General features: G+C 61.5%; 13 protein-coding genes. 4 read left to right on the top strand and 9 right to left on the bottom strand.

Annotation, left to right across the window (positions count from 1 at the left end; translation table 11 throughout):
- Positions 1–74 precede the first annotated feature (74 nt).
- Positions 75–866 (top strand): DNA-binding transcriptional regulator KdgR, encoded by a 792-nt coding sequence (kdgR, locus tag ACJ8M3_RS07255; protein WP_033642855.1) that lies wholly within the window; start codon positions 75–77, stop codon positions 864–866.
- A 45-nt stretch (positions 867–911) separates the two neighbouring features.
- Here the strand turns inward: kdgR and ACJ8M3_RS07250 are convergent, their stop codons facing one another.
- The 5 genes from ACJ8M3_RS07250 to phnR all read right to left on the bottom strand — a co-directional run bounded on the left by ACJ8M3_RS07250 (position 912) and on the right by phnR (position 5,623).
- Complete coding sequence (locus tag ACJ8M3_RS07250) at positions 912–1,715, bottom strand: ABC transporter permease (RefSeq protein ID WP_033642856.1); 804 nt, start codon at positions 1,713–1,715, stop codon at positions 912–914.
- Positions 1,716–1,717: 2 nt separating this feature from the next.
- Entirely contained in the window at positions 1,718–2,581 is an 864-nt protein-coding gene (gene phnU, locus ACJ8M3_RS07245; RefSeq protein ID WP_060660796.1) for a 2-aminoethylphosphonate ABC transporter permease subunit, read from the bottom strand.
- A 1-nt stretch (position 2,582) separates the two neighbouring features.
- The gene (gene phnT / locus ACJ8M3_RS07240; protein WP_233503962.1) at positions 2,583–3,707 is read right to left on the bottom strand and encodes a 2-aminoethylphosphonate ABC transport system ATP-binding subunit PhnT; all 1,125 of its coding nucleotides are present in this window, start codon (positions 3,705–3,707) and stop codon (positions 2,583–2,585) included.
- Positions 3,708–3,715: 8 nt separating this feature from the next.
- A complete protein-coding gene (locus ACJ8M3_RS07235) occupies positions 3,716–4,726 on the bottom strand; it encodes a 2-aminoethylphosphonate ABC transporter substrate-binding protein (protein ID WP_033652475.1) in 1,011 nt (336 codons plus the stop codon).
- Between the two features lie 177 nt (positions 4,727–4,903).
- Positions 4,904–5,623, bottom strand: a complete 720-nt coding sequence (phnR, locus tag ACJ8M3_RS07230; RefSeq protein WP_060660795.1) for a phosphonate utilization transcriptional regulator PhnR — start codon at positions 5,621–5,623, stop codon at positions 4,904–4,906.
- Positions 5,624–5,775: 152 nt separating this feature from the next.
- Here phnR and phnW point away from each other — a divergent pair, with 152 nt between their 5' ends.
- Together phnW and phnX are read left to right on the top strand one after the other, a co-directional pair.
- A complete protein-coding gene (gene phnW / locus ACJ8M3_RS07225) occupies positions 5,776–6,879 on the top strand; it encodes a 2-aminoethylphosphonate--pyruvate transaminase (RefSeq protein ID WP_442514635.1) in 1,104 nt (367 codons plus the stop codon).
- 9 nt (positions 6,880–6,888) lie between these two features.
- Positions 6,889–7,698: a phosphonoacetaldehyde hydrolase gene (phnX, locus tag ACJ8M3_RS07220; RefSeq protein ID WP_047576043.1), complete on the top strand. Its 810-nt coding sequence runs from the start codon at positions 6,889–6,891 to the stop codon at positions 7,696–7,698.
- 63 nt (positions 7,699–7,761) lie between these two features.
- On the opposite strand, the gene ACJ8M3_RS07215 is transcribed toward phnX, so the two are convergent.
- From ACJ8M3_RS07215 to ACJ8M3_RS07200, 4 genes are all read right to left on the bottom strand, one after another.
- Positions 7,762–9,153 carry an L-cystine transporter gene (locus ACJ8M3_RS07215; protein ID WP_047576041.1) on the bottom strand — a complete coding sequence of 464 codons (1,392 nt, stop codon included), beginning with the start codon at positions 9,151–9,153 and terminating at the stop codon, positions 7,762–7,764.
- A gap of 186 nt (positions 9,154–9,339) precedes the next feature.
- Positions 9,340–9,888, bottom strand: a complete 549-nt coding sequence (locus ACJ8M3_RS07210) for a metal-dependent hydrolase (protein WP_033642861.1) — start codon at positions 9,886–9,888, stop codon at positions 9,340–9,342.
- Between the two features lie 421 nt (positions 9,889–10,309).
- The gene (gene hxpB, locus ACJ8M3_RS07205; protein WP_033652469.1) at positions 10,310–10,975 is read right to left on the bottom strand and encodes a hexitol phosphatase HxpB; all 666 of its coding nucleotides are present in this window, start codon (positions 10,973–10,975) and stop codon (positions 10,310–10,312) included.
- 64 nt (positions 10,976–11,039) lie between these two features.
- Positions 11,040–12,320 (bottom strand): HdeD family acid-resistance protein, encoded by a 1,281-nt coding sequence (locus ACJ8M3_RS07200; RefSeq protein WP_442514634.1) that lies wholly within the window; start codon positions 12,318–12,320, stop codon positions 11,040–11,042.
- 185 nt (positions 12,321–12,505) lie between these two features.
- On the opposite strand from ACJ8M3_RS07200, the gene ACJ8M3_RS07195 reads away from it, so the two are divergent.
- A complete protein-coding gene (locus ACJ8M3_RS07195) occupies positions 12,506–13,066 on the top strand; it encodes a YniB family protein (RefSeq protein ID WP_025302601.1) in 561 nt (186 codons plus the stop codon).
- Positions 13,067–13,085: the final 19 nt, after the last annotated feature.

The following is a 13,085-nucleotide window of genomic DNA, read 5'->3' as shown; positions in this document are numbered from 1 at the left end:
CGCGATCTGTTCCGATTATACTGAAACCCTTGTTTAAATTTCCTGAAACAAAACCGTTAAGTAGGGTATTCGCCATGGCTAACGCAGATTCAGACAAGCAACCGGATGCCGTCTCATCCGTGATGAAAGTGTTCGGCATTTTGCAGGCGCTCGGCGATGAGCGCGAGATCGGCATTACCGAACTGTCCCAGCGGGTGATGATGTCTAAAAGCACCGTCTACCGGTTTCTGCAGACCATGAAAGCGCTGGGTTACGTTTCACAGGAGGGCGAGACGGAAAAGTATGCGCTGACGCTCAAGCTGTTCGAACTGGGCGCCAAATCGTTGCAGAACGTCGATCTGATCCGCAGCGCCGACGTGCAGATGCGCGAGCTGTCGAATCATACCCGTGAAACCATCCACCTCGGCGCCCTGGACGAGGATGGCATCGTCTACATCCATAAGATCGACGCGATGTACAACCTGCGCATGTATTCGCGCATCGGCCGCCGCAACCCGCTGCACAGCACCGCCATCGGCAAGGTGCTGCTGGCCTGGCGCGAGCGGGATGAGGTGGCGCAGATCCTGTCGCAGATTGAATTTACCCGCAGCACCGAGCATACCCTGACCAGCGCCGCCGAACTGTTGCCGGTGCTGGATCGGGTGCGTGCGCAGGGATACGGCGAAGATGCCGAAGAGCAAGAAGCGGGGATCCGCTGCATCGCGGTACCGGTTTTTGACAGGTTCGGGGTGGCGATCGCCGGGCTGAGCATCTCTTTCCCGACGCTGCGCTTTTCCGAAGCGGCGCGGGAGGAGTATGTGGCGTTGCTGCACGTCGCCGCCCGACGCATTTCCGAACAGCAGGGCTATCACGACTACCCGTTCTGACCTGCGTTTCGATGAGCAAGGCGCCGCCATGACGGCGCCTTGCTGTTATTTTGCGCCGGGCGTCAGCCGCTGAGAAATCCGCTCCAGCACCAACATCAGCAACAGCGTGGCCGCCACCAGGATCATGGTCAGCGTTGCGCCATTGGCGATGCTGCCGCGATCGGTCAGGCTGAAGATCGTGACTGGCAGCGTCGCCCAGCTCGGCGGGTAGATCATCATGGTCGCGCCCAGCTCCCCCATCGACAGCGACAGGCTGAGCGCGAAGGCGGAGATCATGTAGGGGGCGATCATCGGCAGGGTGACGTGGCGCAGGCGAAACAGCGGCGAAGCGCCCAGGCTGGCGGCGACGTTCTCGTAGTCGTCAGGCAGCCGGGTCAGCCCGGCCATGACGTTGCCGAAGGTAAAGGCGGAAATCAGCACGAAGTGGGCGGCGGGCACGATCAGGAAGGTGCCGTTCATCTGCAGCGGCCCCTGGCTGAACGCCACCAGCATCCCCAAACCGATAGAGACCGAAGGCACCGCGCTGGGAATGAAAAACAGCGTGCCCAGCAGCCGTCGGCCGCGTTCAGGCACGTGGCGCAGCGCCAACGCCGCCCAGGTGCCGCACAACAACGCGAACAGGCTGGCGCTGAAACCGATAGCCAGACTGGCGATCAGTGCGTCCCAGGAGGCGCCGCTGAACGCCTGGCGGAAGTGGTTGAGGGTGAAACCGCTCGGCAGCACGCCGTTCCACTGCTCACTGAGGCTGGACATCAGGATCACCGCCAGCGGCAGGCAGAAGAACAGGGCGAACAGCGTGATCGTCAACGTGCAGGTCAGGGTGCGTCCGGTGCGGGACCAAATCAACATTGTCAGTTCCTCAGCCCGGCGCGCGCCGCGGCGTAGCGGTAAAGGGAGAACAGCCCGAGCGATAGCGCGATATTCACGACGGCGATCGTGCAGGCGACGGCGTAATCCGACTCCAGAATCGCTTTGGAGTAGACCATCATCGGCAGCGTGGTGACGCCCTTGGCGCCGATAAACAGCACGATGCCGAACTCATTGGTGGTCAACAGCAAACACAGGCTGCCGCCGGCCAGCAAGGCCGGCAGCGCGGCGGGCAAAATCACCTGGCGCACCACGCGCCCCGGCCGGGCGCCGAGGATGCTGGCGGCCTCGAGCTGGCTGCGGTCGATCTGCGACAGCGCCGCCATCAGCGGGCGCATCACCAGCGGGGTAAACACGGTGATTTCCGCCAGGATCACCCCCCAGATGGAGTAAAGAAAATCCACCGGCGGCAAGGTGAAACCAAAGGTCGCCATCAGCGTGCCGTTCAGCAGGCCGGCGGAACCGTAGATGAACGTGAAGGCCAGCGTGATGAGGAAGGTCGGCATGGCGATAAAGGTATCGATCACCCGGGCGATCAGACGGCTGCCGGGGAACGGCGTGAACACCAGCAGCAGCGACAGCAGGGTGCCGAGCACCAGGCAGCCCAGCGTTGCCAGCAGCGCAATCTGCAGCGTGTTGAGCAGGGCGCCGACAAAACGTCGGGATTCGAACACCTGTTGCAGCGCGGCGGCGCTGAACAGCCCCTGATCGTCGGTAAATGCCTGTTTGACGATCAGCGCCAGCGGGTAGAAAAACAGCGTCGCCAGCACCAGCAGCGGCAGCAGGATCCACAGGCGGCGCGGCAAACGCAGCCGCAGGGCCGGGCGAATAAGCGTAGAGTCGATCATGTCAGTCCTCGATCAGTACCGCATCGTCGGGGGCGAAATAGAGCGGCACGCGTTCGCCGATCTGCGGCATCCGGCTGCGATGGGTGGTGACCACGCGCAGCGGGTGGCCTTGCGCGTCGAACTGCAGGTGCGTCAGTTCACCCTGCCAATGAATATCGCGTAGCGTGCCGATAAGGCAGTTGCTGCGCTGAGCGTCGGCATCGAGCGCAATATGCTGCGGCCGGATGCACAGCAGCTTGTCGAAGCCGCGTTGTGCGCCGTAGGTGAAACAGCCGATCACTTTGCCGGCGCAGCTGACGGTGGTCATGCCTTGCCCGGTGGTGGTCTCCAGCGCGGTGGCCGGCAGCAGGTTGGCGCGGCCGAGAAACTCGGCGGCGAAGCGGTTCGTCGGATGGTGGTACAACGCGCGGGTTTCGCCGTGGGCGATCAGGTGGCCGTCGCGCATGATGCCGATCTTGTCCGCCAGCGTCAGCGCTTCGCCCTGATCGTGGGTGACGTACAGGATGGTCAGATCCGGCAGCTCGCGGTGCAGGCGGGCGATCTCTTCCACCATGCTGTGGCGGATTTGCGCGTCCAGCGCCGACAGCGGTTCATCCAGCAACAGCACTTTGGGGCGCACCGCAATGGCGCGGGCGATCGCCACCCGCTGTTGCTGGCCGCCGGAAAGCTGGCTGGGATAGCGCCTGGCGTAGGCGGACATGCCGACGATGGCCAACGCTTCTTCGACGCGCTCGGCGGTCAGGCCGCGCGGCTTGCCCTGGGCGCGCAGGCCGAACGCCACATTGTCCTCGACGCGCATATGCGGAAACAGCGCATAGTTCTGCACCACCATGCCCAGGCCGCGTTCATAGGGCGGCACGTCGGTGACATCGATATCGCCGATGGCGATGCGTCCGGCGGACGGCTGCACGAAACCGGCAATCGCTCGCAGTACGGTGGTTTTGCCCGAGCCGGAGGGGCCGATCAGCGCCAGCACTTCGCCGGGCGCGATGGTGAGCGTCAGGGGTTTCAGCACTTCGGTGCTGCGGTACGACACGCTGACGCGGTCGAGCTGAATGCCCGACGGCCCGGCGATGTCCCGGCTGTTATCCCGCGCCTCAGCGCGGGAAGCGAGAAGGGAAGGCATGGTCAGCGTCATTCTGTCACCTTGTGCCAGCGGGAAATGTCGGCGGACAGGCTGCTCACCACCTGATTCCAGTCCGGCGCCCAGATATCCACGCCCTGCAGCGCAGCCTGCGACTGCCTGAAGTTATCGTCGGTCGGGGTCACGTCTTTACGCACCGGCATGCCGTAGGAAATGGCGCTGACGCTGCTCTGCGCCTCTTTGCTCAGCAGGAAATCGATCAGCTTTTTGCCATTGGCGCTTTGCGGCGCGCCTTGCACCAGGCCGATGTAGTAAGGCAGCACCAGCGTGCTGCGCTTGCCGTCCGGCCCGGCCGGCCAGAACACCTTCACGTTCGGGTTGCTGCGCATCTGCGCCAGGTTCATCTGCAGATCGCCGTTGGCCACCAGCAGCTCCCCTTTATTGACCAGCGCGGTCAGCTTGCCGGTGGAGGCGGAAGGGCCGACGTTGTTGCTTTGCAGCTTGCCGAGGTAGTCGAAACCGGCGTCTTTGCCGCCGAAGCTGTGGAACGCCTGCAGCATCACCGCAGTGCCGTCGCCCGCCTGGCCCGGCGTGGAGTACTGCAGCTTATTGCGGAACTGCGCGTCCAGCAGCTGTTGGTAGCTGGCGGGCGCCTGCGGCAGCAGTTTGGCGTTATAGATGAAGCTCAGGTAGTTGTTCACCAGCGGCACGAACTGTGGCTGCGCATCGGCGATCTGCGCGGCCGCCTGCGGGGTAAAGTCCTGCAGCAGTTTTTCCGCCGCCGCGCGTTGAATGAACGGCGGCAGCGTCACGAGCACGTCGGCCTGCGGGTTGCTGCGCTCTTTCGACAGGCGTTCCACGATGGCGCCGGAGCCACCTTCGACGTACTGCACCTTGACGCCGGTCGCCTGGGTGAAGGCGTCGAACTGCGTTTGATACCAGCTGTGATCGCCGTCGTGCAAACCATCGGCGGAGTAGACGGTCACCACCGCCTCGGCGGCCCAGAGCGGCGCGGAGCCGAGTGCGATGGCGGTCATCACGACCAGTCGAGAAAGTTTCATAGCTTCAGCCTCACTGTTACGGGTTAATGCGAAACTGGTATACACCAGATATGCGGCCACGCTAATCGGCGAATATGACAAACAAATGAAATCAGCAAAATATCATTGCCGGAAACGGGGAGGACGACGCGGGAGAGAAAGGCGGGCCTGCGTGCGCAGGCCCCGTTGGGCAGGGGGTTAAAGCGTATCGACTTCGATGCGCAGGCTGTCGTGGCGCCAGTATTCGATATCGAAATCGAGAATGCGGCCGTGCTGATCGTAATTCAAGCGGCGCAGCAGCAACGCGGGCAGGCCGACCATGGCACCCAGCGCGTTGGCGGCGCGATAAGGCAGGGCGGTCGGGTAGAACGACAGGTGCATGTTGCTGTAAATCAAATCGTAATGCTGCTGATAAACCTCGGTCAGGCTGCCGTTGAGATCGTGGCTGAGCAGTTCCGGCACCCGGTGCGGCAGGCAGTGGTTCTCGCAATAGCAGATGGCGCGGCCGTCGGCATAGCGCACCCGGCGCAGCAGATACACCTGATCGAACGGTTCGAGCGCCAGCGGCTGCATCACGTCGAGCGGCACCGTGGTTTTTTCGCCGGACAGCAGCGCGGTGCGCGGCGTGCGCCCTTGCTCCTGACACAGACGGTGGAAGTTGGTGTTCTGCGTCGGATCCAGCCACAGCCGCTCCGGCGTGACGAACCAGCCGCGACGATCGGCGCGGTAGATGGCGCCGGTGGCTTCCAGCTGCGCCAGGCTCTCGCGGATGGTGACGCGGGTGGTGGAGAAGATGGCGCACAGCTCGCGCTCCGAAGGCAGCTTGTCGCCGGCCTGCAGCGCGCCGCGGGTGATGCGCGCCTGAAGCTGATCCTTGATCTGCAGATAGTGGGGCATATCGCCCGGATGTTCTTTCATTTCATCTCGCTATGGCATCGGCCTGGCATTCCGGCCCGCTTATTATACATAGCCAGATGAATTTTTTGTTTCACCGCGTTTTGCCGTTTGACCTGGGAAGGAATTTGCCGCCACAATCAGCGCAATCTGGTATAGACCAATAGGTGAATAACATGTCCGACCGTAACTACCTGCTGTTGACCCCCGGCCCGTTGACCACGTCGAAAACGGTGAAAGAGGCGATGCTGTATGACAGCTGCACCTGGGATGAAGATTACAACCTTGGGGTGGTGCAGCGCATTCGCCAACGGTTAGTGGCGCTGGCGACGCCGTCCGCCGGCTATACCTCGGTGCTGTTGCAGGGCAGCGGCAGCTATGCGGTAGAGGGCGTGCTGGGCACGGCCATCGGCCCGCACGACAAGCTGCTGATCGTCAACAACGGTGCCTACGGGGCGCGGATGATCGAAATGGCGCGGCTGATGGATATCGACCACCACGCGTTCGACTGCGGCGAGGTGAACGAACCGGACGTGGCGGCGATGGAGGCGGTGCTGAAAAGCGATGCGCGCATCAGCCATATCGCCATGGTGCACTGTGAAACCACCACCGGCATGCTCAACCCGCTGCAGAAGGTCGCCGGTCTGGCGGCGCGCAACGGCAAGACCTTTATCGTCGATGCGATGAGCAGCTTCGGCGGCATCCCGCTGGATGTGGACGCGCTGGGCATCGATTTTCTGATCAGCTCCGCCAACAAATGCATTCAGGGCGTGCCGGGCTTTGCTTTCGTCATCGCCCGCCGCAGCGAACTGGAGAAATGCGCCGGCCGTTCGCGCTCGCTGTCACTGGATTTGTATGCCCAGTGGCGCTGTATGGAAGACCAGGCCGGCAAATGGCGCTTTACGTCGCCCACTCACACCGTACTGGCCTTCGCGCAGGCGCTGAAAGAGCTGGAACAAGAGGGCGGCATTGCCGCGCGTCACGACCGCTATCACGCCAATCAGCGTCGGCTGGTGGCGGGCATGCGTGAACTGGGCTTTGAGACCCTGCTGGACGATGCGCTGCATTCGCCGATCATCACGGCGTTCTATTCGCCGAAGGCCGACACTTACCGCTTCGCCGAGTTTTATCAGCGCCTGAAGCAGCAGGGCTTCGTGATTTATCCCGGCAAAGTGTCGCAGAGCGACTGCTTCCGCATCGGCAACATCGGCGAAATTTATCCGCAGGATATCGAACGATTGCTGGCGGCCGTCGGGCAGGCGATGTACTGGAATCAATAAGGATTGACCATGAAACAGATCAACGCAGTGATCCTCGACTGGGCCGGCACCACGGTGGACTTCGGCTCCTTTGCGCCGACGCAGATTTTCGTCGAGGCGTTCAAACGCACTTTCGATATCGACATCAGCCTGGCGGAAGCGCGCATTCCGATGGGGCTCGGCAAATGGCAACACATCGAGGCGCTGGGCAAGTTGCCGGCGGTTGACGCGCGCTGGCGGCAGAAGCTGGGCCGCTCGATGAGCCACCAGGATATCGACGCGCTGTATCAGGCGTTTATGCCGCTGCAAATCGCCAAAGTGGTCGACTTCGCCGATCCTATCGAGGGCGTGCCGCAGGTGATTGCCGCTCTGCGTGAACAGGGCATCAAAATCGGCTCCTGCTCCGGTTATCCGCGCGCGGTGATGGCGGTGCTGGCGCCTGCCGCAGCGCAGCGCGGCTACGCGCCGGATTACTGGGTCGCCACCGACGATCTCGCGGCCGGCGGGCGACCGGGGCCGTGGATGGCGTTGCAAAACGTGATTGCGCTGGGCATCGATGCGGTGGCGCATTGCGTGAAGGTGGATGACGCGGTGCCTGGCATTGCCGAAGGGCTGAACGCCGGGATGTGGAGCGTCGGGCTGGCGCTGTCCGGCAACGAGTTTGGCGCGACCTGGCAGGAGTATCGCCAAATGCCGCAAGGGGAGATCGAGCGCCGCCGCACGGCCGCCGCCGATAAGCTGTACGCGGCGGGCGCGCACTATGTGATAGACACGCTGGCGCAATTGCCGGGTGTGATCGCCGATATCAACCGGCGGCTGGCGAACGGCGAGCGGCCGTAACGACCGAACGCAGGGCATAAAAAAACCGGGGATCATCCCCGGTTTTTTCGTTCGCGGAAGGCGTTAACGGTGAGCCAATTCGACTTCGTCTTCGCTGTCCATCACGGCTTTGTCGGTTTGTTTCATCAGTTGGCTGGTGATGGTGCCCGCCGCCATGGAACCGTTGACGTTCAGCGCGGTACGGCCCATGTCGATCAGCGGTTCAACCGAGATCAGCAGCGCGACCAGCGTCACCGGCAGGCCCATCGCCGGCAGCACGATCAGCGCGGCGAAGGTGGCGCCGCCGCCCACGCCCGCCACACCGGCGGAGCTGAGGGTGACGATGCCGACCAGGGTGGCGATCCATACCGGATCCAGCGGGTTGATGCCGACGGTCGGCGCAACCATCACCGCCAGCATCGCCGGGTAGAGGCCCGCACAGCCGTTCTGGCCGATGGTGGCACCGAACGACGCCGAGAAGCTGGCGATGGATTCCGGCACGCCCAGGCGGCGAGTCTGCGCTTCCACGTTCAATGGAATGCTGGCGGCGCTGGAGCGGCTGGTGAAGGCGAAGGTGATTACCGGCCACACCTTGCGGAAGAACTTCATCGGGTTCACGCCGGTGAAGGCCAGCAGGATGGCGTGTACCACGAACATGATGGCGAGACCGATATAGGAGGCCACCACGAAGCTGCCGAGCTTGACGATGTCATGAATGTTGGAGCCGGCGACCACTTTGGTCATCAGCGCCAGCACGCCGTACGGCGTCAGCTTCATGACCAGACGCACCAGCTTCATCACCCAGGCCTGCAGGGTATCGATAGCCACCAGCACGCGCTCGCCTTTCGGCTTGTCGTCTTTCAGCAGCTGCAGCGCCGCCACGCCGAGGAAGGTGGCGAAAATCACCACGCTGATGATTGAGGTCGGGCTGGCGCCGGTCAGATCGGCGAACGGGTTTTTCGGGATGAACGACAGCACCATCTGCGGCACGGTCAGATCGGCCAGTTTGCCTACGTAGTTGGTCTGGATCGCCGTCAGGCGCGCGCTTTCCTGCGCCCCCTGCACCAGGCCTTCGGCGGTCAGGCCGAACAGGTTGGTGACCAGCACGCCCACCAGCGCCGAGATCAGCGTGGTGAACAGCAATGTGCCGATAGTCAGAACGCTGATTTTGCCCAGCGAAGAGGCGTTATGCAATTTGGCGACCGCGCTCAGGATAGAGGCGAAGACCAGCGGCATGACGATCATTTGCAGCAGTTGCACATAGCCGTTGCCGACGATGTTGAACCAACTGATGGATTCTTTCAGTACCGGGTTGTCGGCGCCGTACACCAGCTGCAGCCCCAGACCGAACACCACGCCGACCACCAGGCCGACCAGCACTTTTTTCGCCAGGCTCCATTGCTTGTGGCGGGTTTGCGCCAGCAGCAAAAGGAGCGCGACAAACACCAGCACGTTAATCACGAGCGGAAGATTCATCCCCAATATCTCCAATAATCTTTCTTATATAAAAACGACTACGCACCATTAGGTGTGTCGCGATGTAAATATCGTAACAGTTTGCCGAGGGGCCTACTTATATCCAAATGGAATTTAATATAGCTTTTTGTGTGATTTTGTTCGTTTTATATACACATGGGTGATGGGTTGAGCGATTTTTTGTGATCAGAGTCTAATATTTCTGATTTGCTCTACGTAGGATTGCACCGGGAGGGTGAAATCACCTTGCCAGCAGATGGCAAACGCCACCAGGCAGAGGCAAAGCACGCGCTCCAACTGATTGCCTTTTTGCGAGTTGAGCAGCGGCAGGCGAAAACGCCAGCGGCACGGCCACAGCAGCGGTACGCCGGCGGGCGTGAGCATGTCGGCCAGCAGATGGCTGAAGTAACCGATGATCATGGCGTGCAGCGCGTCGGCCGGGATCGGCCAACTGCGCGGCACATCAAGCTGAAACAGCGCCATGCCGCCGGCGATCGCCAGCAGGCTGTGGGTGAAACCGCGGTGGCCGAAGGCGCGGGCGATGGGAATGGCGATCCAGCGCAGACGCTGGCCCAGCACCGACTTGGGGTGATCTATGTCCGGCAGCAGTGAGGTCAGCAGCGCGGCGGGTATGATGTGCCACCAGTCGCCGGTAGCCAGCTCTGGCGTCACTTCCGCCTTCTTGGCGAAGATCGCGCAAGCGACAGAGAATATAAGGTGTCCTTCCGCGGTCATGCTGTTGCGATTCCGACTGGTAAACTGTTAATTTATCCAGTATATGGGAAAATTCCCAGTAGTGGAAGCAGTTACCCTGTAACCAATTGTTTATTTTCCCCTGTTTTACAACGGCTTGTTACGGCAATGGGTAACAAAGCATCGATTTTGACGGGCGAGAACAAAAAGCGGGCGATGGGGGGCGTATGGCGGTGAGAAAAAAGACGGTTGCTCGGCGTGTGGCGGGAGGAAGCGGCGGCCTTGAACCGCGCTGCGTGGCAGTGACAACGCGCCGCGGGCCGTCGCTTTCCCTGCCATGCAGCATAATGAGAACGTCATGCCAATTCAATAAAATGAAACGGTGTTTCGTTTATTTTGCGGTGCGGATCCCTTTTATGACGCAGAGCGGCAAACCCAGGGCGCCGATGGCCGGCGCCGCAGGTCAGGCAAAGTGGGCGGGGGTGAGCTGTTCCAGGGTGTCCAGCTTGTGGTCCGCCAGCGCCCAGCGCGGATCGTGACGGTATTCGGCTGCCGGGATCACGATGGAACGCATGCGTGCGGCCTTGGTGGCGATCATGCCGTTAAACGAGTCTTCCAGCGTGATGCAGCGCAGCGGATCGCTGCCCAGGCGTTCGGCGGCGATCAGGTAGACCTCCGGGTGCGGCTTGCTGTACGGCAGGTATTCGGCGGAAACCAGCTGATCGAAGTAATCCTCAAGCTCGAACATCTTCAGCACCTGCCGTTGCATGTGCAGCGGCGAGGCGGAGGCGAGACCGATGTTCAGCCCCTGGCGGCGGCACAGCTCCAGCGCCTGCTGAACGCCCGGCAGCAGCGGGCGCGTCTCGTGCACCAGCTCGATGGCGCGCTCGATAATCCGCGCCGACACCTCATCAAGCGAAACCCCTTGCCACGGCATCGCCTGATACCACATCTTCACCACCAGATCGATGCGCAGCCCCAGCGTGTCCGGCAGCTTGTGACGGTCGGACAGATCCAAACCCAGCGCGCCGAAGATATCCAACTCGGCCTGCAGCCACAGCGGTTCCGAGTCGATCAACAAGCCGTCCATATCAAAAATTGCGGTTTCAATGCGTTGCGAATAAGCCATTAACGGTTAACTCCTGCCGGCGCGGGTGAATGTGCCCGACACTTTATCATCGCCGGTGACGAGACTAAAACCTTTGCCTGCGCGTTTGGCTTTTGCCAAAGCGAAGGATATTCCACATCTCGCGCAACTTTAGCCACCAGCGTTGGTGTTGGCGCTCGGTAACCTGTTGCAACATGCGCGCATAGTCCAGCACCAAACCCGGCGTCCAGGTCATGCTTTCGCCGCGGCTGCGCAGTACCGCCAGCATCCACAGGTTGGGATCGAGCACCAGCAACAGAAAGCGGCGCCACAGATGTTTATCGCCCAGCACGCCTTCCAACGCGCTGTCGAGCGCGCCGATGACCGTGGTGGAGCAGTTGCGCCGGGTCAGATTGTAGGTGGCGTCCTGCCGATAACGCAGCCAGAATGCGCGCAGCGCCGCCGGGTTATAGCGGTAGAATTGAATTTTCTTGTCCGGGGGGCACCAGGCGGCGATCTCGCCCGCCAGGTCGGGCAGGAAACGCCCGTCGACGTTGTTCTGTTCGCCGGCATGCAACAACTGGCGGAAATCCTGAACGGAATGGCTGATGTCGTTGAGCGGGTAGTGACTGATATACACATCCGGCGCGAGCGCCAGGGCGGCGTGACCGGTGGAGATATTGCCGCCGCCGTCGACCGCCGCGATGTATCGGTCGACGATGTAACGCCGGCGCGGATCTTTAGCCGCACCAATCGGTGTCCAGACATACACCGTGAGCGGCGCAGTCTCATCCTCCGGGTGCGGTGGCTGCCGCGCGGGGTGCTGATTCAGAGAGAAGCTTGTCAGTCTCCGGGCGATACGCAATAAGGCCCAACCGGAAAGCACCATCATCACGCCGAGGCAAAAGGGCACCGTCATCCGATGCGGCGCCGGCCAGCCGACAAAAATCATCAACGAAAGCAGGATCTCGCCGCTGCCCGCCAGCGCCACGCCTTTCCATCGACTGTGTTGAATCACCGTGGAGGAGGCGATGCGCACGGCGCCGTCAAGCAGCAGCGCGCTGCCAAACACCACGGTGGCGACGATGTTATCGTCTGCGGGCACGTCCAGCATTAAAAAGGCCATAAAGACAAAACCCAATCCTTTCAGCAGCACCGGCCTGCTGGCCGAAGAGCCGATCACCAGCGCGGCGGATACCGCCACCAACCCCTCCAGCGCCAGGATGACCGCCAGGGCATCCAGCGCCAGCACCGACCGGCCATCCTGCAGGATGTCGAACAGCATCAGCGCCCCTGCGGCTATCCACAGCCAACCGAACAGCACCAGCAGACGGCGCTGACCGTGCAGCGCCTGCGCGCCCAGCAATAAGATAATCAGTCGAATCATGGCGGCCTCTGCCCGAATGGATAACGTTATCTCTTCAATGATAGTGTGCCGGCGCGGTTAAGTTTTTGATTTCGACTAATTCGGCTAAGCTTGTAGCACAGCGGGAGTGAAGAAAACGGTGGGCGAGTTTCGCCAACAGCAGGTAGACTTAGCCGATTCGGTTACGTCGCTAACAAGGGGAACACATGACGTATCAACAGGCCGGGCGTCTCGCCATTTTGAAACGCATTCTCGGATGGGTGGTTTTTATCCCGGCGTTGCTGTCGACGCTGATTTCCGTGCTGGGTTTTATCTATCAGCACAGTGAAAAAACCAAGGGCATCAACGCGGTGATGCTGGATTTCGTCCACGTGATGGTGGACATGGTGCGTTTCAACACGCCGTTCCTGAACCTTTTCTGGTACAACTCACCGGTGCCCGACGTGGATAAAAGCCTGTTCAGCGGCGCCAATCTGATGTTCATCATCATCTATATTCTGATCTTCGTCGGGCTGGCGCTGCAGGCTTCCGGCGCGCGCATGTCGCGTCAGGTCAAGTTCATCCGCGAAGGGTTGGAAGACCAGATGATCCTGGAGCAGGCCAAGGGCAGCGAAGGGCACACGCGCCAACAGCTTGAGGAGCGCATTACGCTGCCGCACCACACCATCTTCCTGCAGTACTTCCCGCTGTACATCCTGCCGATCGTGATTGCGGTGATCGCCTGGTTCGTGATCCGCCTGTTGGGGCAGTTGGCCGGCGCGGCCTGAACCATGAACGGGGCGCCGC

The organism is Serratia sp. CY55921 (assembly GCF_052167655.1).
Taxonomy (GTDB): Bacteria; Pseudomonadota; Gammaproteobacteria; order Enterobacterales; family Enterobacteriaceae; genus Serratia; species Serratia ureilytica.
This window is presented reverse-complemented; position numbering and strand designations above follow the sequence as displayed.

Excerpts from the sequence above, each read along its gene's own strand:
- ACJ8M3_RS07250 (WP_033642856.1), bottom strand. The coding sequence starts at position 1,715 with ATGTTGATTTGGTCCCGCACCGGACGCACCCTGACCTGCACGTTGACG.
- ACJ8M3_RS07210 (WP_033642861.1), bottom strand. The coding sequence starts at position 9,888 with ATGACCGCGGAAGGACACCTTATATTCTCTGTCGCTTGCGCGATCTTC.
- phnW (WP_442514635.1), top strand. The coding sequence starts at position 5,776 with ATGTCCGACCGTAACTACCTGCTGTTGACCCCCGGCCCGTTGACCACG.
- phnT (WP_233503962.1), bottom strand. The coding sequence starts at position 3,707 with ATGCCTTCCCTTCTCGCTTCCCGCGCTGAGGCGCGGGATAACAGCCGG.
- hxpB (WP_033652469.1), bottom strand. The coding sequence starts at position 10,975 with ATGGCTTATTCGCAACGCATTGAAACCGCAATTTTTGATATGGACGGC.
- ACJ8M3_RS07215 (WP_047576041.1), bottom strand. The coding sequence starts at position 9,153 with ATGAATCTTCCGCTCGTGATTAACGTGCTGGTGTTTGTCGCGCTCCTT.
- phnR (WP_060660795.1), bottom strand. The coding sequence starts at position 5,623 with ATGAAAGAACATCCGGGCGATATGCCCCACTATCTGCAGATCAAGGAT.
- kdgR (WP_033642855.1), top strand. The coding sequence starts at position 75 with ATGGCTAACGCAGATTCAGACAAGCAACCGGATGCCGTCTCATCCGTG.
- ACJ8M3_RS07200 (WP_442514634.1), bottom strand. The coding sequence starts at position 12,320 with ATGATTCGACTGATTATCTTATTGCTGGGCGCGCAGGCGCTGCACGGT.
- ACJ8M3_RS07195 (WP_025302601.1), top strand. The coding sequence starts at position 12,506 with ATGACGTATCAACAGGCCGGGCGTCTCGCCATTTTGAAACGCATTCTC.
- ACJ8M3_RS07235 (WP_033652475.1), bottom strand. The coding sequence starts at position 4,726 with ATGAAACTTTCTCGACTGGTCGTGATGACCGCCATCGCACTCGGCTCC.
- phnU (WP_060660796.1), bottom strand. The coding sequence starts at position 2,581 with ATGATCGACTCTACGCTTATTCGCCCGGCCCTGCGGCTGCGTTTGCCG.
- phnX (WP_047576043.1), top strand. The coding sequence starts at position 6,889 with ATGAAACAGATCAACGCAGTGATCCTCGACTGGGCCGGCACCACGGTG.